The 21,560-nt window shown below is 59.3% G+C and carries 18 protein-coding genes and 1 tRNA gene; 9 read left to right on the forward strand and 10 right to left on the reverse strand.

What is annotated here, in order from left to right:
* Nucleotides 1–251 precede the first annotated feature (251 nt).
* The 3 genes from cydB to Q6E04_RS03565 all read right to left on the reverse strand — a co-directional run bounded on the left by cydB (nucleotide 252) and on the right by Q6E04_RS03565 (nucleotide 3,646).
* Nucleotides 252–1,307 (reverse strand): cytochrome d ubiquinol oxidase subunit II, encoded by a 1,056-nt coding sequence (cydB, locus tag Q6E04_RS03555; protein ID WP_303249431.1) that lies wholly within the window; start codon nucleotides 1,305–1,307, stop codon nucleotides 252–254.
* A 3-nt stretch (nucleotides 1,308–1,310) separates the two neighbouring features.
* Entirely contained in the window at nucleotides 1,311–2,792 is a 1,482-nt protein-coding gene (locus tag Q6E04_RS03560) for a cytochrome ubiquinol oxidase subunit I (protein WP_303249432.1), read from the reverse strand.
* 368 nt (nucleotides 2,793–3,160) lie between these two features.
* Nucleotides 3,161–3,646 carry an HsmA family protein gene (locus Q6E04_RS03565; RefSeq protein ID WP_303249433.1) on the reverse strand — a complete coding sequence of 162 codons (486 nt, stop codon included), beginning with the start codon at nucleotides 3,644–3,646 and terminating at the stop codon, nucleotides 3,161–3,163.
* A gap of 165 nt (nucleotides 3,647–3,811) precedes the next feature.
* Between Q6E04_RS03565 and Q6E04_RS03570 the strand changes: the two genes are divergently transcribed.
* The gene (locus Q6E04_RS03570; protein WP_303249434.1) at nucleotides 3,812–4,378 is read left to right on the forward strand and encodes a TetR/AcrR family transcriptional regulator; all 567 of its coding nucleotides are present in this window, start codon (nucleotides 3,812–3,814) and stop codon (nucleotides 4,376–4,378) included.
* Nucleotides 4,379–4,488: 110 nt separating this feature from the next.
* On the opposite strand, the gene nagA is transcribed toward Q6E04_RS03570, so the two are convergent.
* Both nagA and nagB read right to left on the reverse strand, forming a co-directional pair.
* On the reverse strand, nucleotides 4,489–5,613 hold the full coding sequence (nagA, locus tag Q6E04_RS03575) for an N-acetylglucosamine-6-phosphate deacetylase (RefSeq protein WP_303249435.1): 1,125 nt from the start codon (nucleotides 5,611–5,613) through the stop codon (nucleotides 4,489–4,491).
* A gap of 137 nt (nucleotides 5,614–5,750) precedes the next feature.
* A complete protein-coding gene (gene nagB, locus Q6E04_RS03580) occupies nucleotides 5,751–6,548 on the reverse strand; it encodes a glucosamine-6-phosphate deaminase (RefSeq protein WP_303249436.1) in 798 nt (265 codons plus the stop codon).
* 259 nt (nucleotides 6,549–6,807) lie between these two features.
* Here nagB and Q6E04_RS03585 point away from each other — a divergent pair, with 259 nt between their 5' ends.
* From Q6E04_RS03585 to Q6E04_RS03600, 4 genes are all read left to right on the forward strand, one after another.
* Nucleotides 6,808–7,461, forward strand: coding sequence for an HAD family hydrolase (locus Q6E04_RS03585; RefSeq protein ID WP_303249437.1), 654 nt, complete (start codon nucleotides 6,808–6,810; stop codon nucleotides 7,459–7,461).
* A gap of 224 nt (nucleotides 7,462–7,685) precedes the next feature.
* Nucleotides 7,686–8,762: a DNA/RNA non-specific endonuclease gene (locus Q6E04_RS03590; protein ID WP_303249438.1), complete on the forward strand. Its 1,077-nt coding sequence runs from the start codon at nucleotides 7,686–7,688 to the stop codon at nucleotides 8,760–8,762.
* Between the two features lie 126 nt (nucleotides 8,763–8,888).
* Nucleotides 8,889–10,079 (forward strand): 5-bromo-4-chloroindolyl phosphate hydrolysis family protein, encoded by a 1,191-nt coding sequence (locus tag Q6E04_RS03595; RefSeq protein ID WP_303249439.1) that lies wholly within the window; start codon nucleotides 8,889–8,891, stop codon nucleotides 10,077–10,079.
* 41 nt (nucleotides 10,080–10,120) lie between these two features.
* Nucleotides 10,121–11,527: a toxic anion resistance protein gene (locus Q6E04_RS03600; RefSeq protein ID WP_303249440.1), complete on the forward strand. Its 1,407-nt coding sequence runs from the start codon at nucleotides 10,121–10,123 to the stop codon at nucleotides 11,525–11,527.
* Here Q6E04_RS03600 and Q6E04_RS03605 read toward each other — a convergent pair.
* A complete protein-coding gene (locus Q6E04_RS03605; protein WP_303249441.1) occupies nucleotides 11,437–13,029 on the reverse strand; it encodes a response regulator transcription factor in 1,593 nt (530 codons plus the stop codon). The genes Q6E04_RS03600 and Q6E04_RS03605 overlap by 91 nt on opposite strands.
* 304 nt (nucleotides 13,030–13,333) lie before the next feature.
* Here Q6E04_RS03605 and Q6E04_RS03610 point away from each other — a divergent pair, with 304 nt between their 5' ends.
* From Q6E04_RS03610 to Q6E04_RS03625, 4 genes are all read left to right on the forward strand, one after another.
* Complete coding sequence (locus Q6E04_RS03610) at nucleotides 13,334–14,938, forward strand: FAD-dependent oxidoreductase (protein WP_303249442.1); 1,605 nt, start codon at nucleotides 13,334–13,336, stop codon at nucleotides 14,936–14,938.
* Between the two features lie 221 nt (nucleotides 14,939–15,159).
* Complete coding sequence (locus Q6E04_RS03615; protein ID WP_303249443.1) at nucleotides 15,160–16,440, forward strand: S-layer homology domain-containing protein; 1,281 nt, start codon at nucleotides 15,160–15,162, stop codon at nucleotides 16,438–16,440.
* A gap of 183 nt (nucleotides 16,441–16,623) precedes the next feature.
* Complete coding sequence (locus tag Q6E04_RS03620; RefSeq protein WP_303249444.1) at nucleotides 16,624–16,782, forward strand: hypothetical protein; 159 nt, start codon at nucleotides 16,624–16,626, stop codon at nucleotides 16,780–16,782.
* 13 nt (nucleotides 16,783–16,795) lie between these two features.
* Entirely contained in the window at nucleotides 16,796–17,017 is a 222-nt protein-coding gene (locus tag Q6E04_RS03625) for a DUF3006 domain-containing protein (protein ID WP_303249445.1), read from the forward strand.
* 153 nt (nucleotides 17,018–17,170) lie between these two features.
* Here Q6E04_RS03625 and Q6E04_RS03630 read toward each other — a convergent pair.
* The 4 genes from Q6E04_RS03630 to Q6E04_RS03645 all read right to left on the reverse strand — a co-directional run bounded on the left by Q6E04_RS03630 (nucleotide 17,171) and on the right by Q6E04_RS03645 (nucleotide 21,544).
* Nucleotides 17,171–17,246 (reverse strand) — tRNA-Phe (locus Q6E04_RS03630).
* A 200-nt stretch (nucleotides 17,247–17,446) separates the two neighbouring features.
* Entirely contained in the window at nucleotides 17,447–18,778 is a 1,332-nt protein-coding gene (locus Q6E04_RS03635) for a coproporphyrinogen III oxidase family protein (protein WP_303249446.1), read from the reverse strand.
* 6 nt (nucleotides 18,779–18,784) lie between these two features.
* Complete coding sequence (gene purD / locus Q6E04_RS03640; RefSeq protein WP_303249447.1) at nucleotides 18,785–20,056, reverse strand: phosphoribosylamine--glycine ligase; 1,272 nt, start codon at nucleotides 20,054–20,056, stop codon at nucleotides 18,785–18,787.
* Nucleotides 20,057–20,233: 177 nt separating this feature from the next.
* Nucleotides 20,234–21,544 carry an adenylosuccinate synthase gene (locus Q6E04_RS03645; protein WP_303249448.1) on the reverse strand — a complete coding sequence of 437 codons (1,311 nt, stop codon included), beginning with the start codon at nucleotides 21,542–21,544 and terminating at the stop codon, nucleotides 20,234–20,236.
* Nucleotides 21,545–21,560: the final 16 nt, after the last annotated feature.

Here is a 21,560-nt window from a genome sequence, read left to right on the forward strand (position 1 = left end):
GCGGCATATTAAGGCCGAAATCGCCTCGAAAAGCCGCACACGCATCCGCGCTCGTGGCACACCCTCGAAAAAATGGCCTGAGACGCCTTCTTTTTCCAAGAAAGGGCGACGAACATCAAGTTGATGACTGACGCTCATACCATCGAAAAACAAAAAGCCGGATCCGATCAAATCGGATCCGGCTTTGAAACCGTATGCCAGGACGTTCGGTTCAAACGCTGTCGCACGCTTGCAAAAGACGTCCGAACGCCTTAGTAATGCAGGTCCTTCGTGTCCACGCGACCGCGGAAGGTGCGATAGATCATGAAGTGATACGCGAGCACCAGCGGCAAGCCGACGCAGGTGATGCCCAGCATCCAAGCCAAAGCAAGGTCGGTCGACGCGGCGGTAGCGATGGTGATGCTCTCACCCGACGCGGCGGTAGCGAAAATGCTCAGCGGATCGCCGGCGCCGGCAACAACCAGGTTGGGGAACATGAGAGCCGCCCACAAAGCAACCAACATGGCGCATGCAGCCGAGGACGCGATGAAGGTCGGCAGGTCCGCGGAATCATCCCTGCTCTTAAGAATGGCGACCACCAAGGCGATAATCACCAGCGCGAAGAAGAGCATGCGCAGGATCGACGTCTCGGGAGCCATCTCGGGCTTGAGGATGAACAGCGCGTAGCCCGCAGTCACCAGGAACAAAACGCCTGCGGCCACCAGGGCGATGCTGCGGATCTTCTTGGCGCGAGCACGTACCTCGGAGTCCAAGGGAGCCTTGAGAGACAGCCAGCTGGAACCCTGGCAGATGAACAGGCTCAGGCCCAGAAGACCGGTAAGCAGCGTGAACGGAGTGACCAGGCCCAGCAGAGGAACGCCCACGTAGTCGCCGTTAGCATCCATCGGAATGCCGGCGAACACGTTGCCCGCCGCAACGCCCAGCAGAAGCGCGGGCAGAAGCGAACCGACGAAGAACAGCGCATTCCAGATTTTGGACCATTCCTTGTCATGGCCGGCGAATTCGACGGATGCGGCACGAACGATCAGGCCCATGAGAACCAAGATGATAGCCAGGTAGAAGCCGGAGAACGTGGTGGCGTACGCCGGCGCGAATGCGGCGAACAGCGCGCCGCCCGCGGTAAGCAGCCAAACCTCGTTACCGTCCCACACAGGGCCGATGCTTTGGCGAACGATGGCCTTCTCTTCGTCGTTTTTCGCGACGAAGGGGCTCAGAACGCCCGCGCCCAGGTCGAAGCCGTCCAGGATGAAGTAGCCGGCGATCAGGACGAAGATGAGGCAGAACCAGATAATTCCGAGAGTCGTCATGACTTATGCCTCCTTCTTCTTGCTATCGGCAGCGTCGTCGGCAGCAGCCTCGGCGACGGCCTTGTCGGAAGCCTTCGCGGCGGCCTTTTCGGCCTTCTTGGCGGCGTGGGCCTCGACGAGCACCGGGCCTTCCTTGATGAAGCGGCCGATCAGACGAACCCATGCTACGGCCAGGAACAGGTACACCACCAGGAACAGCAGGATAGTGATGATAAGCTCGGGGGCCGAAACGGACTGAGAAATCGCGTCGTTGGTCAGCAGCGAGACGCCGTCGGGGCCGCTCACGGACGGGTACACGACGTAAGGCTGACGACCCACCTCGGCGGTTACCCAGCCGGACTGGATGGCCAGGAACGGGAACAGCGGGGACAGAATCAAAATCCACTGGACCCACTTCTTAGAGCCGAGCTTGCCGTTCTTCTTGAAGGCGACAAGAGCGGCCAGGATAATGGCGAGCGCGATCATACCGAACAGCGCGACCATCAGGTGATAGCTCTGGAACACGAGGTTCACGGGCATCTCATCGAGCTTGAGCTCGGGATTCTCGGCGGCCAGATCCTTGAGGCCCGGATACTCCTTGTCGAAGTCGCCGGAAGCGAGCCAGCTGGTGAAACCGGGCAGAGCGAAGGGAGCGATGGTTTCCTGGCTCTCTTCGTCGACGATGCCCACGGCGTACAGAGGCAACGTGCCGGTCTCGTAGTGGCCTTCCATCATGGCGATCTTGGAAGGCTGCTCTTCAGCAACCACGACGGCGGAAGAATGCGCGGAGATGAACAGGCAGCCGGTGGCGACGATGGCAACCACGACGCCGGTCTTCATGGTCTTCTCGGCGAAGTGCTGATGCTTGTTCTTATGCATGTACCAAGCAGACAGGGCAATGGCCACGAACGCGCCCAGGACCAGCAACGCCAAAACGGTGTGGCTGTAACGCGGGAGCGTGGTGGGGTTGAAGGCGGCGGCGAAGAAGTCGGTGATCACGGCCTTGCTGCCGTCGGCGGCGAGCTCGGCGCCGGCGGGAGTCTGCATCCAGGAGTTGGCGATAAGAATCCACAGTGCGGAAAGGCAGCTGCCGAACCAAACCAGCCAAGAAGAAATCATGTAGAACTTCGGGCTCACCTTGGCGCGGCCGAAAAGCACGATGCCCAGGAAGACCGACTCGAGGAAGAATGCAAGCAAAGCCTCGGCGGCCAGAGGAGCGCCGAAGATGTCGCCTACGAAACGGCTGTAATCAGCCCAGTTGGTGCCGAAGGAGAACTCCATGGTGATGCCGGTGGCAACGCCGATGGCGAACGTCGTGGTGAAGATCTTCACCCAGAAGCGCGTAGCGGCTTCGTCTTTCGGGTCGCGGGTTTTGTAGTACCGCGTTTCGTTGATGGCCATGATCAAGCCGAGACCGATGGACAGCGGAACGAAGCAGAAGTGGAAGATGACCACCAGTGCAAACTGAATACGCGAAAGCAGCGCGACATCGGTAAAGAGCTCCATAGCACACCCCCTTTTCTTTTTTTCTCGCGCCCGCAGGCGCATCCCCTTTTACCTCCTTCGCGGCCGCGGCGTTCCGACGGCCCGAAGGCTTTCTTTTTTCGGTGCTTTCCTTGACCTACGCCGCATTCGAACCGCGAATGGGATCGCCCACGGCCACATACAAACACCGTTGGCCCAGAAAAACACGGTGCCATCATACCACGTTCTCGTTTTTATATGTTATTAGTTTGGTATCAATTTATATATTTTTACGAGACGAGAACAAACGCAGGTCAAATAGACGAGCTGCGCGAGATCCGCAGATACAAAAAAGGCGCAGAGCCGAAGCTCCGCGCCTTGAAAGAGGCATCTAACGCACTTGAAGGAAACTACTTGCTTGCATGCTTGGCGGTGCCGCGGCGCAGCAGGAAGAAGGCGAATGCGGCGACGACGATCGTAGCGGTGCCCACAGCACACACGGTCTGCAGATGGATCATCGGAATGCCGACCAGCATGCCGATGATGTAGGGGACCAGCCAAAGCAGCCACACGAGGGTGCTGAACTTATGGAAGGTCTTTTCGGCACGTTCGTTGCGACGAACATAGGTCGCCGTAGCCCAAACCGCATGCACGAGCATAAGGATGATGGCCAAGAGGCCGGAAATCGCATGGATGCCGAACCCGGTCGCGCCGGACGTCTGCGCGATATTGGTCATGATCGTCGTGCCCGTAGTGTCGAATACCAAGCCGCACCAAAACATGACGACATGGCTCAGTTTGAGGGTGTTTGCGCGACGCTCAGAGAACACGCCTACGGTGTAGAAGACGAGAGCCAGCGTAATGGCGGCGGAGGCGGCGATCAATTCGAAACTCATAACTATCCCTTTCCTTATGTTATCAGCTGCGTTTCTTTCGTATTTCTGAACTATGTTCATAAATGAACGTTGTTCAGAATAATAAGATTCCCAGCTGATTGCAATGGCATGCGTCTTGCTTCATCATTTCATCAAGAAAATCGGAGAGCCTGGAGGCAAGTCGACATGGGCAACAAGGCCGTCATATCGAGACAGCATATTCTGGAAACAGCATACGACCTGTTCAGAACCGAAGAAGCATCTTCTCTCAGCATTCGTGGAGTCGCTGCGGCGTGCGGTGTGAGCGTGGGATCTATTTACAACTACTTCCCCACGAAATCGGCTCTTGTGGCCGAAATAGTCGAGATGTTCTGGCGGGAATCGCTTCATAAGGAAATGTTCATCGCCGCATCGGACGAGAATTTCGTTGCATTCTGCGAGCGCCTTATCGAAGACCTTCGCACGACGCTCGAAGTATTCCGCCGCGATTGGCTGACGAAGCTCATGGCCCTCGACACCGAATGCGTCCGGGAGATTCGTCGGCGTGAAGAAGCGGCATTCGTCCATATTCGCAGAGGATTGACCGTCGTCATTTGCAACGACAAGGACATCAAGCTCGATGTCATCGGCGGCGAAGAGGGAATCGACAGGCTTGCAACCCTGGTCTGGAGCACGATCGTAACGTCTCTCGAGCACGGCGACGAGTCGCACAGGGCGCTATTCGCCCTCATCCACGAGGCGCTGTACGACTAAGCGCGATCGCGCCCGAACGTCTCCAACGCAACGAGCCGCGGCATGCACGCCGCGGCTCGTTGTATTCTCCTTATATATGCAATGTCACGGCATCCGCAACGCAGCGGAGCCTAGAGCGCCGCACCCCTCAAAACGACCTGACGAAGCGTCAGGTCTTCGCCGAGAAGGGCGATGTCGGCGATGGCACCCGGCTCGAGCGTGCCGCGCTCGCCAAGGATGCCCAGTGCGCGAGCAGGATTGACCGAAGCCGCCTTGACCGCCGCGACCAGGGGAATATCCATGTCGCACACCGCAACGCGGAAGCACTCCATGAGGTCGGTCGCGCTGCCTGCGAGCGTGCCGTCGTGCAGCGTGGCGCGATTGCCGCGCACGGTGACGGCCTGGCCGCCCAGACTATATTCGCCGTCGTCGAGGCCGGTAGCCATCATGGAGTCGCTGACCAGAATCATATTGTCCTCGCCGAACAGGCGGAATGCCGCACGAACCGCCGAGGGGTGGATGTGCACGCCGTCGGTGATGATTTCGGGGGTCGCGCCCGCATCGGCCGCGGCGCCGATCACGCCGGGCTCGCGATGGGCCAAAGGCGGCATGGCGTTGAACAGGTGGGTCACATGGGCCGCACCGGCTTCGAACGCTTCGCGCGCCTGGTCGTATGTCGCGCAGGTATGGGCGATCGAAATGCGCACGGAATCGGACATGTCACGGATGAACTCGATCGCACCCGGTTCCTCGGGAGCGATATCGACGATTTTGAACAGTCCGCCCGCGGCCTCCTGCAGGCGCTCGAACATGGCAGCATCGGGAGTCTGCACGTAAGCAGGATTCTGCGCGCCCACCTTGTTGGGGCTGATGTAAGGGCCTTCCATGTTGATGCCGACGAGAGCCGCGGCGTCGGGAGCATCCTCATGCTCGGCCGCGCAACGGGCGATGCCCGCCAGCTTCTCTTCGGGATAGGTCATCGTGGCGGGACAATACGCCGTCACGCCTCGCGACGCCTGGTAGCGGCAGATAGCGTCGATCGCCTCGTGCGTGCCGTCGCAGAAGTCGTAGCCCATGGCGCCGTGGGAATGCACGTCGACAAAACCCGGCACGGCATAGCAACCGGAGGCGTCGATCACGTCGCACGGACCCTCGACGGGACCCTCGACGATGCGACCGTCCTGCACGAACAGGCTTTTCTCTTCGAAGGCGCCTCCGACGAACACCTTCGCTCCTTTAATCTGAAGAGCACCCATAACCCTTCCTTTCTTCATAAAAACGGCCCGTCGCAAACGCGGCAGGCCGTTTCTCTCTTTATTTCATCTATCCGACGAGCATTCGTCGGACGGCGGTCGGCCGAACCGGCACGCTGCAGACGATGGAAAGCCGCCGCTTAGTGGCAGCTGCAACCCTCTTCGCCGTGCTCGTGGCCATGGCCGCAGCCGCATGCCTCTTCGGCGATTTCCTCGCACGCGGAGAACGCAGCCTCGTCCACAACCGCGATGGCGTTGGGGTGGAACTGCAGAATGGAAGCGGGAACCTGCGGGGTGACGGGGCCGAAGAACACGTCGCGCACGATCTGCGCCTTGTCTTCGCCGCTGACCACAAGAAGAATCTGCTTAGCGGCCATGATGGTGCCGATGCCCATGGTGTAGGCCTGGCGCGGCACTTCGTCGGCGGAATTGAACAGGCGGCTGTTCGCGTTGATGGTGCTTTCGGTCAGATCGACGCAGTTGGTTTCCTTGGTGAACTCGTCGGCAGGCTCGTTAAAGCCGATGTGGCCGTTGTGGCCCAGGCCGAGAAGCTGCAGATCGACGCCGCCGGCCAATGTGATGGAAGCCTCATAGGCTTCGCATGCCGCCTCGGCGTCGGGATTGGCGCCGTTGGGAACATGCGTGTTCTCGGGACGCACGTTCACATGGCTGAACAGGTGCTTCTGCATGAAGTAGTGATAGCTCTGCTCATGATCGGCGGGCAGACCGCGATACTCGTCGAGGTTGAACGTGGCCACGCGGGAGAAGTCGAGACCCTCCTCTTCGTAGCGCTTCACCAGTTCGGCGTACAGGCCCTCGGGCGTGGAGCCCGTGGCAAGGCCGAGGACGCAACCAGGCTTTTCGGCAACGAGCTCGGCGATGATGTCGGCCGCAGCCTCGCTCATGTCCTGGTAATCTTTGGCTACGATGATTTCCATTGAAACCCCTCTCGTATCATGCATGCCCGCATCCTCCAAGACGCGAGCGAAACGCCGCTTTCGCATACCTCATCATAATGACAAAGCGAAGGCGGGCGATTGTTTCAGGTTGAAGAAATAGCACGGAATCAGCAGGGCGAACCGAGCATGAAGCCAATCCACATGCGAAACCTCTATGCGAAATTGGAAGTACATTCGCAAAGCGACCTATACTTGCTTCTGGAAAACAACGTGAAAACCCCTGGGCAGGAGGAAATCCATGACCGCCGATAGAACCTTCGACGCCTTCGTTTTCGACCTTGACGGAACGTTGCTGGACACGCTTCCCGACCTGGTCAGCGTGACCAACCGAACCCTGCGACACTTCGGCCAGCCAGAACACACGCGCGACGAGATCCTCGCCATGGTGGGAAACGGCCTCCGCTCGCTCATCTCGCAAGCGGTACCCGCCGACACCTCCGATGACGAGCTCGAAAGGGAGCTTGCCTACTGGAAAGAGGCCTACGACTCCTGCGGCCATGCACACACGACCCTGTATCCCGGAATGATGGAAACGCTCGAAGAGCTGAAAGCCCGCGGCAAGAAACTCGCCGTGCTGTCAAACAAGTTCGACGGCGGCGTTAAAGACGTCATGGCCCACTTCATGCCCGGATTCATGGATTTCGAGCTGGGTGAAGGCCCCGTGCCCCGCAAGCCTGACCCCGAAGGCCTGCTGCTCGTGGCGAAGACTCTCGGCATCGAGCCCGAACGTGTGACCTACGTAGGCGATTCCGCCGACACCGATATGCTTGTCGCTCATAACGCAGGAGCGTTCGGAATCGGTGTGACCTGGGGATACCAACCCACCGAACGCCTCGCCGCAACAGCTGACGCGCTGATCGATGAGCCGCGGAGACTGCTCGATTTCGCATAACGCCGCTCACCGACAACGACGAGAAGATAGCGAACGATTCAAACGACACCCTGTCGACGAGCGGCGATGCGATGCCGCGAAGCGGCGGCCGTTCACGGCGAAGCCCGCCGCTTGCCATAACGCCCCTGCCATGCCAACCTGCCATTCGCCCGTCGACGAAAATCACCCTCATACAACCCAAGCGGCCGCTTGCCGCCGGTCGCCGATCAAACCAGGAGAATCACGTGCACCATTCGTCCCGTCCTCCCCTTCGACCGCACGGCGAAAACGCCGAGGCCGCCGCGCGCGGCCGCCGCGCCGGCGTGAAATTCCGCTTCGCGCGCCTATTCGCCGCACTCGCACTTGCATGCTCGCTCGCGCTGCCGCTGGCCGCATGCGACAACGCCTCGAACGCGCCCGTCGAAGCCCCATCAGGCCAGGCGGCCGCGACGATCGAAGAGCTCCCCGCATACGATGGCGAGCTTTCCGTCGAAGTGAACGGGGGACAGCCGGGATTCACCGAACAAGAGTCGGCGCCCGAAGCCGCCGACGATCCTTTCGAAGACTACAGCCCCCTTGATGACCTGGGACGATGCGAAACCGCATTTGCCCTGGTAGGCCCCGAAACGCTGCCCGACAAGCCGCGCGGCGACATCTCCAATGTCCACCCCAGCGGCTGGAAGCAAGCGCGCTACGAGACCATCGACCAGGAAGCTCTCTATAATCGCAGCCACTTGATCGCCCACCAGCTCGCTGGCGAAGACGCAAACGAGCGCAACCTCATCACGGGCACGCGCACCATGAACGTCGAAGGCATGCTGCCCTACGAAGAACTGGTCGGCGATTACGTGCGCAAGACCGGCAACCACGTGCTCTACCGCGTCACCCCCGTCTACGAAGGCGACGAGCTGGTTGCCCGCGGCGTGCAGATGGAAGGCTTCTCGGTCGAAGACAGCGGACGCGCTGTGCGCTTCAACGTATTCGTCTACAACATCGAGCCAGGCATCCAAATCGACTACGCCACCGGCGACAGCTGGGCATCCGACGACACGCCCGAGGTCATATCGAATAAAGCCATCAACCAGGGGTCCGAAGGCGGTAAGGGCAGCTCGAGCAACAAGCCCGCCAAGACCGAATCCTCCAAAGCGCAGAACGGAGACACGCAGGCCTCCTACGTACTCAACACCAACAGCCGCAAGTTCCACGACCCCTCGTGCCCGTCAACGGATGACATCGCCGACAACAACAGGGAAGACTTCGAAGGAACACGCAACGAGCTGATCGAAAAAGGCTATGAGCCATGCGGGCGCTGCAACCCTTAAAGCGGACACCGTGCCGTCGCGGTCGCGTTGCGGTTTCGTAACGTCTCTGCGGTAGAATAGCGCCGAAACACAAAGTTCCGACTCTGGCCGCTTTCGCCATGAAAGCGCGCATCGGGAAGGCAGCCCATGGCAGCATCCAACAACATCGGCAATCAGATTCGCGACGCGGTCCAACAGGCCGTCTCTTCGCAGGACTACCGCGAACTTCAGGCAACCGTGGAACGCTCTATCGGCACGGCCGCCGAAAACATCGGCAAAGGCCTGGCCCAAGCATCCAGCAGCATTCGTCGCGCCCAAGAGGAATACGCAAAAGAAGTGCAGCGCAAGCAGCAGCAAGCCACCATGCAGACGATTTACGCGAAAACGGGCGGAGCGCGCGCGGCTGGCATCGCTATGGCAGGGTGGGGCGCCTTCTTCATGGTGCCATGCCTTCTGGGAGCGGGAATCATGTCCGTCAGCGGAAGCGTTCTGCTCACCGTTCCTCCACTGCTGCTCGCGGCAGGCGGTGCGGCGCTGCTTTATGCAGGCATCAAAAAGCTCGAGCTGGTCAAACGCTTCGAGAACTACCGCGATACCATCGGCGTTCGCGAACATTGTATGCTCGATGAACTGGCTGCAGGAACGGCAAGCTCTCCGAAAGCCGTTTTGAAAAACGTGAAGAAAATGCTTGGCAAAGGCATGTTCAAGCAAGCGGCGCTCGACGATTCCGAAACCATGCTGATCATGACGCGCGATGCCTACAAACAGTACCGCGAGGCCCAGATGGAAGCCCAGCACCGCCGCCACCAGCAGGACCTCGCGCAAAGCGTGGCCCCCGAAATAGCCGAAAAGAAGCCCCTGACGCCCGAAGCCCAGGCGCTCCTGACGCGTGGCGAGGCCTACATCGCACGCATCCGTGCGAACAACGACGCCATCAAAGGCGAGGAAATCTCGAGGAAAATCGACCAGATCGAACACGTCGTGCGCACTATTTTCGACCGTGCGGCCGAACAACCCCAGGTCATCGATGACCTGGGCAAGCTGATGGATTACTACCTGCCCACTACGGTCAAGTTGCTCGACGCTTATCGCGACCTCGATGCGCAGCCCGTCCAGGGCCCCAACATCGCCGCCTCGAAGCATGAAATCGAAGCGACCCTCGACACGCTGAGCGTCGCCTTCGAAAAGCTGCTCGACTCGATCTTCCGCGACATGGCGTGGAACGTTTCGTCCGACATCTCGGTATTGCGCACCGTACTCGCCCAGGAAGGCCTGGTCGACAGCCCGCTCAAAAGCCAGACAAACGGCCCGCAGAAGCCGCAGCAGCCGCTTTCCTAACGACGGCCCGAACCGCCGCTCGAACGTCCAAGGAGGACTCCATGACCGACACCGTGAACAATCCGCTTGCAAACGACGCGCCCGCTCCCACGCTCACGCTGACGCCCGTCCTCGACGACGCGCCCGCTCCAGCCGCGGCCGCACAGCCCGTGGTAGCGATCGAAGAGCAGCCCGCCGCAGCCAATAAGCTCGACGACAGCATGCTCACCGCCGAAGAAAAGCAGATGGTCGACAATTTCGCGCAGCAAATCGACGTACGCGATTCCGGCCTCGTGTTGCAATACGGCGCGGGCGCCCAGAAAAAGATGGCCGACTTCAGCGAAACAGCGCTCGCCAACGTACGCACGCAAGACCTCGGAGAAGTGGGCGATTTGATCAGCGGCGTGGTCACCGAGCTGCGCAGTTTCGACGCCACCGAAGAAAAGGGGCTGTTCGGCTTCTTCAAGAAGGGCGCCAACAAGGTCGAGGCGCTGCGCGCCCGCTATGACAAGGCCGAAGGCAACGTCGACAAGATCGTGAAGGCGCTGCAGGGCCATCAGATGAAGCTGATGAAGGACGCGGCGATGCTCGACAAGATGTACGAGCTCAACCTGACGTATTTCAAAGAGCTGACCATGTATATCCTGGCGGGCAAGAAAAAGCTCGCCCAAGTGCGCGAGGTCGAGCTGAAGGAGCTCATCGCGAAGGCCCATGCCAGCGGCCGCGCCGAAGACGCCCAGGCGGCACAGGACCTCGAGGCCATGTGCACGCGCTTCGAGAAGAAGATTTCCGACCTGGACCTCACGCGCACGATCGCCATGCAGACTGCGCCGCAGATCCGTCTGGTGCAGAACAACGAAGTCACCATGGTCGAAAAGATCCAAACCACGATCGTGAACACCATCCCTCTGTGGAAGAGCCAGATGGTGCTGGCGCTCGGCATTGCGAACTCCGCCGAAGCGGTACGCGCCCAGAACGCCGTCACCAACATGACCAACGACCTGCTGAAGAAAAACGCCGAGATGCTGCACACCTCAACCGTCGAGGTGGCGCGCGAATCCGAGCGCGGCATCGTGGATATCGAGACTCTCAAGAACACCAACGATACGCTGATCAAGACCTTCGATGAGGTCATGCAAATCCAGCAGGAAGGCCGCCAGAAGCGCGCCGAAGCCGAAGCGGAAATGCGACGCATGGAAGCTGAACTCAAGCAGAAGATGCTTGAGATTCCGCTCATTCCGTACATGGCGAAAGAAAACCTTCTCAAAGGGACCGGACGCCTTCGGGGGGTCCGGTCCCTTTGCCTTACACGCCTGTCGCCGACACATCGAGACAGATCACGAAACCAAGCGACGCCCGAAACGGGGCGACTTCACACCTATGCAAGCCGACGTTCGTCCATAAGCGCGACCTCATCCTGGACGGCGTCAAGCAATTCCTGGCGGGAATGCACGTCGAACTTCCTGTAAATATGCGACACGTGCGTTTTCACGGTTCCGTCCGACAAATACAAGGCTTCGCAAATATACGGCCTGCTTCTACCCTGGGCAAGCATCATGAACACGTCGGTTTCACGCGCCGACAGACAATGATTTCGCGCTATTTCCCGATGATATTCAGCCAATCGACGCTCGACACGAAACTCTTCCACCGATGCCCGAACGTCGTCTCCCTCCGTTGTTTCGGCCTTCGCGTAAAATCCCCTTGAAGCTATAGAACTGCCACACGACTCATCCGACGGAAGGCGAACCCCGTCCATCTCCTTTACCTCGGCACCATGAAGAGGGGATGCGGGTCCCATGTCGAGCGAATGTTCTATTTCGAACGGCCTCGTGCTCATGGGCCTGATAGCCGCAACCATGACGAAAAAGATAGCGACTACCATGATAGAGCGCATGTCGACCGACGTATCTTGCGCCAAAAACACCCATGGAATGGCGACCAGCCCGAACGCGGCATCGCTAACGCCCTGGAACATCCATGCGGCAAGCTTCGTCGTACGAATGGCAGTCATAATAAGCGTCCCCGAAAGAAGGTGCCCGAACAGCTCGACGGTGAGATACAGCCAATCGAAAAGGGGGGCCGGACCTGAAGCCGTGAAAAACTCATCCTGAAGCACGTAGATAACAAATCCCGCAGCCAACACAAGAAACGCAGGCTGAAAACGCACAAGCATATGGTTGTTGCTATTGCGCACTAACGTGAAATGCGCAAATGCCAGTAAAGCCACGCCGACAGTAGCATAACCCGCAACCGTCGAGACGGGAGACCCGCTATACCCCTCGCCCCACAATCCCAAGTGGCTCGTTCCCCTCAATGCCGCAAGGACAAGAGAAACGGCCACAAGAAGGAAAAGCAAGTCCGAAACACCCGCGTTGCTCAACGAACTGCGCGATCGATAATCGTCGAGATTGCCGGACCCGAGATGCGCCATAGCCGAAAGGGACGCGAACGACACCGCTGGAAGCATGCACGATAACGCGATTTGCACGGCAGTCGGAGCCGAAACACTTAACCACGACCCAAAAACCGTCTTCAAGAAAAGCGCGGCGGCGACCGCCGCTATGGCGACAGAAAGACGCCTGGCTTTAGCCAATTCGCAATAGGAGAGAAGTGTCGTAGCGTAGTAACCGACGCCACACAGGAACAACCCCGCAATGGCCACGGCGTCCGATGGAAAAAACGCTTGCATATGAGAGCCGGAATAAAGCAGCGTTCCAACGACGGAAACAACTAGAGAGAACCTTATCGGCAAAGAGCCCATCTTTTCAGCATGCTTCGCAAGAGCTATCGAAGCAAAGGCCGCAAGCGTGAAACCGACAAGGAAGAATAGCCGCGAATTTCCCAGACCCTGCACGACCGTGGCCGACGATTCGAAACCGAGCCCGTGGCCGAGAAGGTCGGCCCAAAGAATGACGGACATAAGGGCAGTCGCCGCAAGCAGCGCAAGGGCGCCATCCTCATGTTTCATATGCCTGGCGCAAAGCGCGCAAATGCGATTCACCACGTTCACCGCCCCCCGTATTTCCCTCGACGGATTATAAAGCACGGAATGGAAAGCCTTGCTCGCTCTTGCCAAGAAATGCCATCCAATCAGGTATTTCGAAGAAAAATCATCCACTTTGGGGATAAGAGATGCATGCTTTTTGACGAATTAAGACGTTTTGGGAGAAGAACGATAGGGCTGCTCTCGGTATCACGGAAACAAGGCGGCTCGAAGGGGAAACGACGAAGAAAGCACGGGCCGCACCGGACGAGACAGTACAGGAGGAACCATGGCAGAAATCAATTCCGGCGCAGGCCGCGCCGACCTTCAGACCTCGCGTCGCACTTTCCTCAAGGGGGCGGGCATAACGCTCGCGGGCGTTGCGGCATTGGGCGTCGCGGGATGCGCGCCAAGCGGAAAGAATTCCAGCAATGCCACAGCAGAGGGCTCTTGGGACGGCGAGTACGACGTCATCGTCGCGGGAGCCGGAATCGCAGGCCTGACCGCCGCCGTCACCATCGCCGAAGAAGGCGACGGCGCATCATGCCTTCTCTTGGAGAAAGAATCCAAACCCAACGGCAACAGTCCGTTCTGCGCAGGCTGGCAGATGTATTTCGAAGAGACCGAAGGGCCTCTCAACTACCTCAACCACCTTATCGGCGATTGCACGCCGCAGGAAACGATCAAGGCATACGTCGAAGAGACCATGCACAACCTGGAATGGGTTCTAGGCCTCGGCGCCAAAGAGGAATGGCTGAACATCTATCGCCCCGAACCTGAGGAAACGAATGAGTATGCCGAATACCCCGACAGCCACACAGTAGGCTATCTCCTGTTCAAAACCGAAGGAGACCAGCCTCATCACATCCACGAATTCCTGATGGGACTGGTTGAAGCGCACTCCGACATCATTGACTACAAAACGTCCACTCCCATCGAGGCGCTCATCCGTGACGACGAAGGATCCGTCATCGGCGTCGTCGCCGACGGAAAACGTTACCGAGCCAAGGGCGGCGTCATCATGTGCACGGGCGGCTTCGAAAACGACCAGAAGATGCTTCAAGACTACACGGGCGTCAAGGGTTACCCCTATGCAGGCCAGGCAAACACCGGCGACGGACATCGCATATGCCAGAAGGCAGGCGCGGGATTCTGGCATATGCATGGCGGCGCGACCTATTGGCTCTCGCTTCGCAACCTCGAAAACACGCGCTTCCTCTCCACGCTGTATTCCTTCACCACAAAACAGCACGGCATTACCGTGGGCGTGAACGGACGCAGGTTCTATCAGGACTTCGACGGCTGCAGCAACTTCAAGAAATACGCGCTTCCCGGCACCGACATCACGCGCAACGTGGGCTATCGCCACGGCATCACTCAATTCGGCGGCGGAATGGCCCATCTTCCCCTGCCCGAGAAGGGCTGGTTCGTCTTCGACCAAGCGGGGCTCGATGCGGGCGCATGCCCGAAAGACAAATCGGAAGACCCCGTCGCCGACGGCTGGGCCGTACGTGCCGACTCCATCGAAGAACTCGCAACGCTTATCGAAGTTCCCGCCGACGAGCTGACGAAAACGGTGAATCAGTGGAACGAATTCGTCGAACGCGGTGAAGACCTGGCATTCTACCGACCCGCAGACACACTGACGCCGATCGCCCAGGCCCCCTATTATGCAATGCTCTGCGTTCCTGCCTTGCTGAACACGGACGGCGGTCCGATTCGTAACGAGAAGGGTGAGGTTTGCGACCCCGACGGCAACGCCATTCCTGGCCTTTACTCCGCAGGCGAATTCGGTTCCATTTGGGGCCACCTGTACCAAGGCGGCGGAAACGTAGGGGAATGCGGCGCATTCGGCCGCATCTCCGCGCGCAACGCGCTGGCCCGACTCTCCTAATATTTCGATTCCCCCACGACACGACGCGTGAGCGAACACCCCTCCCTCCGCTCACGCGTCGGCGTCTTGCCCGAACGGGGCCGGACGCCCGAAAACGCCCGGTCCCGTTCCTTTTCCGCCGAGGTCGCACGTCTTGCATCCTTTCGCAAAATGCCTGTTCAACAATGACGACGATATGGTGCTATCCTTTTAATGCACCAATCTTGCGGAAAGGAGCGATCATGCACGCATCCTCGAAGATCCGACGATTTCTTCTGATAACGGCCACGGCCGCATGCGCCGCGCTCTGCATCGCCGCGCCGAGCGCTTTCGCCGGCCAGTTCAGCGATACAAGCGGACATTGGGCCGAAAACGAAGGGGTTATCGACCGAGCCGTCGCCGAAGGAATCGTGACAGGCTACCCCGACGGGCGATTCGCACCCGACGAAGCGGTCACGCGCGCGCAGACCGTCGCCATGCTTGCCCGCGTCGACGGAGAAGATCTGTCGAAGTGGCCGAGCACTAACGAAACGCCGTGCGGCGACGTGCCCGATAACGCCTGGTATACGCCTGCGGTCAACTGGGCCTATAGCGAAGGCGTCATGACGGGCGACGCAGGCCGCCTTCGCCCTGGAGACCCTATTTCCCGTCAGGAATTCGCCTCCATCCTTGCACGTAAGGCGCAAAACGCAGGATTCCCCATCGGAGGAGACGAAGACCGCTGGACGAAATACTCCGACGCCTCGGCCGTAAGCTCCTGGGCCCACAACAATGTGCTGTGGGCCGTCGAAGAGGGCATCATGGGCGCGTCTTGGAACGTCAACCCGCAAGGCAACGCGACGCGCGCCGAAAGCACCAAGATGATGCTCGTTTCGCTCGACATGTTCAACGGCGCCAAAACGGGCAACCCGCTCCTGAAATCCCATTTCATAGACGTAGGGCAGGGCGATAGCTGCTTCGTCGAGCTGGGACACGGCAAGTCGATGCTGATCGATACGGGCACCGCGAAATCGGCTCAGAAAATCGTCTCGTACATCCAGAACCAAGGCTATGGCCGTATCGACTACCTGGTGCTGACGCACCCCGACGCCGACCATATCGGCGGCGCAGCGGCCGTGCTCGACGCGTTCGCGGTCGGCACCACGTTCATGCCCGACGTGATTTCCACCACGCAGACGTTCGAGCGCACCATCGCAGCCCTCGAGCGCAACGGCTGCGCCGTGGTTCCCGCCGCTGCGAATACGTCGTTGTTCACCGACGGAAAGCTGAGTGCGCGATTCGTTTCGCCTACGCATATCGTTTCGGGCAAGACGAACGAGAACAGCGCGGTTGTCTGGATGGATTACGGCGGCAAGACGTTCTATTACACGGGCGACGCCGACGCAGCCGACCTGGCAAGGGTCGCACCCGGCCATGTCGATGTGCTGAAGGTTAGCCACCATGGATCGAACACGGGAACGTCGGCGGCTCTCGTGACCAAGACAACGCCCTCTCACGCCGTGATTTCGTGTGGACTCGATTAACACTACGGACATCCCACCCAAGGCGTCCTGCAGCTTCTCAGCGGCTCCAACGTCTACCGCACCGATTACCAGGGCAGCATCACTGCTTACTCCGACACGACGGGGGTCTGGTTCACGACCGCTCCGACCGCGCCCATCGACCCGGCTCCTCAGCCTCAACCGCAGCCTCAGCCAGGACCCGACATGGACACGACGGTATACGTCACCAAGTCAGGATCGAAGTATCACTATGACTGGTGTCCCAGCTTGAACAGGTCGAAAAACCTCACGCCCATGAAAGCAAGCGACGCCTACAACAGCGGCTACGCAGCCTGCAAGGTTTGCAAGCCGCCGACGTGGTAGGAGGCGACGGCCCATGACCCGCTATATCATCGACCGTATCGAAGACGGCCTCGCCGTACTCGAACGCGAAGACGACGAATTCATCACCATGCCGATCGACGACTTGCCGGCAGGCTCCGAACAGCACGATTGTCTGGAATGCAGAAAAGGGTGCTGGACGATCGATGCGAAACGAACGGAGGAGCGCAAGTCACAGCTGCGCGACAGGCTCGATAGCCTATTCGGACGTTCGTAATCGAAGGCGACGATTCCTATGGATATGCCGGGCGTTTGCGCGCCCGGCATATTTTCGCCCAAATCAGAGGCAGCCCGTATACGTGTTGCTGTAGATATTCAAGCAAGAGGAGAAAATAAAAAAAGCCGCTCGAAGAGCGGCTTCAAAATTCGATGGTGGTCAGAGAGGGACTTGAACCCCCGGCACGGGGATTTTCAATCCCCTGCTCTACCAACTGAGCTACCTGACCAGTTGCGCTAGCGCGAGTACATATATTACCGATGACGTTCTCATTTTGCAAGAAGATTTTCTTATTTTTTCCGCCCGTCATTTCGAGTGGTCGGCCCTGCATTCGCCAGCACCGTGAAGATCTTAATGAACATAATTTGCTATACAGAGTAAAGAAGGCCCTTCATCAGGACCTTCTTTCACGCTATAAGAGTTTTCAGGCTATTTCATAGCACAGCCGGCACCGAAAAGCAGATCGCGCTCATCGGCAGGAAGCGCCGAACGAGCCTGATCGCGCAGATTATTCACGCCGATAAAGAACTGGCGCATCATGACCACCATGAGATAGCGGCCCTTGGGGGTCAAGGTAATCTGCTCAGCGTCGTCGATGGCGAACGCACCGACCGACTTCATGAAGCCGTATTCGACGGGCAAGCCCGCCGCCACGCTGCAGCCGAAATCGCGCTTCCACTGCTTTTTATCGAGGCGAAGGCCGAACAGCTGCATCATGAAGCGATAGCGCATGCGGTTGCGCTTCGAGAACGTCGCTTTACCCATCAAAGACATGCGGCCGCTCTCGATCGCCTCGTTGTACTCGCGAACGCTGAAAGTGTTCACGTACTGCGTGGCGCCCAAATACGTCATGCCGCCCGAGCCGATGGCGGGATATTCCTCGTAATCGACGATGTACTCATCGATCATCTGGTCGGTTCCGTCGCCCGACCCGTCGGAATCGGCCTTGTTGAACGTCCATGCCGAACCGTGCGTGAAGGCGGGGTTGTCGCCGCCTGCGAGCGTTTCGCAGATGATCTCGTAGAAACGCTGCTCGCGGTTGTAATCGACCTTGCCCACGGTGGCCGCCAACGATTTCTCGACCGACGGAGACGCCATAAGCGGGTAGAACGTGGTCTGGCTGGTGCCGCTCTCCAAAACCATCTCGAGGTCGCGCCTGAGAATTTCTTCCGTCTGCGCGGGGAAGTTGAAGATCATGTCCACGTTAAGCGACTTGAAATACGGGGCGGCTACCTTGATGGATTCGAGGATCGTCTTGCCGCTGCCGTATTTGTCGTACCTGTCCATCTGTTTGAGCAAGCCGTCGTCAAAGCTCTGTACGCCGACGCTCATGCGGTCGACGCGGCCCTGGAGCTTTTCCAGATACGACGGAATCAGGTGGTTCGGGTTGGTCTCGCACGAAACCTCCTTGATGGAGAATTCGCTTTTCGCCAAATCGATCGTCGCGCACAGCTCATCGAGCATGATCGTGGGCGTGCCGCCGCCGATGTAGAGCGAATCGAAATCATAACCGAGCTCTTTGACCATCATCATTTCGCGGCGCAAGTTCTCGAAATAAGGAACCGCGCGCTCTTCCGAGAACGGAAACCTATTGAACGAGCAATACGGGCACAGGCGCTCGCAAAATGGGATGTGGATATAGAGCATGTAGGGCTGACCCGGCGTGGGCCCGGGAATGCGGGCATCATCGCAGGGTTCGATATTCATGAAGCGCGATGCGCAGATGCGCACCGCGCGCGTAAGCATTCGTTCGCTGAGCATACCGTCCTAACCCTCGAGAGCGCGCAAAGCGATGTCGAAACGCATCTGCTTGCCTTCGAAATTAATTTTGTCGCAGGCCTCGTAAGCGCGCTCGCGCGCCTCTTCGAACGTGTCGGCCAGGGCCACGACGTTCAGCACGCGGCCGCCGTTTGTGACAAGCTCTTCGTCGGCGTTGAACGCGGTGCCCGCATGGAACACGGTGACGTCTTCGAGACTTTCGGCCTCTTCGATGCCCAGGATGACCTTGCCCTTCTCGTAGGAACCAGGGTATCCCTCGCTGGCCAGCACGACGCATACGGCGCATTTGCTGCTCCACTGCAGGTCGATATCGCCCAGACGGCTATCGGCCACGGCAGAGAACACCTCGAGGGCGTCGCTTTCCATGCGCGGCATGATGACCTGCGTCTCGGGATCGCCGAAACGGGCGTTGAACTCGAGAAGCTTGGGTCCTTCGGCGGTCAGCATGAAGCCTCCGTAGAGCACGCCCTGATACGGCGTCTCGAAGTCTTCGGCCGTCGCAGCGGCCGCCTGCTGCATGATCTGCTGCATGCGCTCTTCGAGCTCGGGAGTGACGCACGGAACGGGAGAATACACGCCCATGCCGCCCGTGTTGGGGCCGCGGTCGCCGTCGTAGGCGCGCTTGTGATCCTGCGCGCACGGCATGCACAGGGCCTTGCCGCCGGCGAGAAACGCCAGCATGCTGCACTCGGGGCCTTCGAGCATTTCTTCGATGACCACGATGCTGCCCGCTTCGCCGAAATCGCCCGCGAAGCAATCACGCACGGCCTCTTCGGCGTCTTCCATGCAGTCGGCCACGATAACGCCCTTGCCCGCAGCCAGGCCGTCGGCCTTGACCACGATGGGAGCGCCCACTTCGTGCAGATAATCCATGGCCTCCTGCTCGGAGGTGCATTTCTTGTAGCGAGCCGTGGGAAGGTCATGGGCGATCATGAATTCCTTCGAGAAGCTCTTGCTGCCTTCGAGCTGCGCGCCCTGCGCGTCGGGACCGAACACGGCGATTCCCGCTTCTCGGACCTTCTCGGCAACGCCTTTCACCAGCGGAGCCTCGGGGCCGACAACCACCAGGTCGATGGCGTGGTCGCGCGAAAAACCGATGACGGCTTCGGCATCCTCCGCGTCGAGAGGAACGTTTTTCGCAATGGCCGCCGTGCCGCCGTTGCCCGGGGCGACATACAGCTCGCCGACACGAGGAGATTTTGCAATAGCCCACGTCAAAGCATGTTCGCGGCCGCCGCCGCCCAACACTAGTACGTTCACGTCGAGCTCATCCTTTCAATACGATCGCAAGGCCTTCCTTGCGAACCTTCGATCCGCGCCTGATGCGGAATTTCTTTTTATCGTCGAGAACCCGGAGGCTATGCCCCCGGGTTCCTCATACCTGTTCTGCCGCAACGTAGCCATCAAGCTCGTCGCGATTGCATTGTCGTAATGATGCTACCAGCCACGCATGAAGGTCTGGTTGCGGTCGGGGCCGACCGAGATAATCGAAGCCTTCACGCCGCTCAGACGCTCGATTTCGGCCACGTAATCCTTCGCGGCCTGCGGGAGCTCATCGAAGCTCTTCGCGCTGGTGATGTCCTGACCCTTCCAGCCGGGCATGGTCTTGTAAATCGGCTTGGCATGGAACAGAACGCTCTGCTGCATGGGGAAGTAGTCGTAACGCTTACCGTCACACTCGTAGGCGACGCAGATTTTCAGCTCGTCGAACGCGGAAAGCACATCGAGCTTGGTCAGCGCGATGTCGGTAAGGCCGTTGACCTCGGCTGCGTAACGCGCGATCACGGCGTCGAACCAGCCGCAACGACGCTTGCGCCCGGTAGTCACGCCGTATTCGTGGCCCTCGGCGCACAGGATATCGCCGTCGATGGCGTCCTGGCCCTCGCCGCCGTTTTCGGGATACAGCAGCTCGGTGGGGAAGGGACCGGCGCCGACGCGCGTGACATAGGCTTTCTGAATGCCGAGCACGCGATCGATGGCCGTGGGACCGACGCCAGAACCGGTGGCCGCGCCGCCGGCGCAGCAGGAAGAGCTGGTCACGAACGGATAGGTGCCGTGGTCGATGTCGAGCAGGGTACCCTGCGCGCCCTCGAACAGAATCTGCTTGCCGTCGCGCAGCGCATCGTTGAGCAGCTGGGCGGTTTCGGCCATATGAGGACGGATGACCTCGGCGTACGGCAGGTACGCGTCGCAGATCTCGTCGACCGTGAACGTGCGCTTGCCGTAGACCTTCTCGAGAATGGCGTTCTTGACCTCGAGGGCGGCTTCGACCTTCATACGGAACACGTGCTCGTCGAGCAGGTCCTGGATGCGAATGCCGCTGCGGGCGGCTTTATCCTGATAGCACGGGCCGATTCCACGATTCGTGGTGCCGATTTCGTTTTTGCCCAAACGGAATTCGGACGCCTTATCGAGCTCGATGTGATACGGCATGATGACATGAGCGTCGCAGGAAATCTTCAGACGCTCGCAGCTCAAGCCCTCGCCTTCGAGCATCTTCATTTCTTCGACAAGCACCTGAGGATTCACCACGACGCCGTTGCCGATCACAGGCACTGCGTCTTCATACATGATGCCCGAGGGAATCAGGTGAAGGGCGAGTTTCTTGTCGCCGTGGATAACGGTATGGCCGGCATTGTTGCCGCCCTGATAGCGCACCACGTAGTCGAAATCACGGGCGATAAGGTCGGTTACCTTGCCCTTGCCTTCGTCGCCCCACTGGGCGCCGACCAAAACCACGTTCGGCATGTTCGTCCTTTCGATT

The sequence above is a fragment of the uncultured Slackia sp. genome (genome assembly GCF_959608125.1).
In the GTDB taxonomy this organism is placed as follows: Bacteria; Actinomycetota; Coriobacteriia; order Coriobacteriales; family Eggerthellaceae; genus Slackia.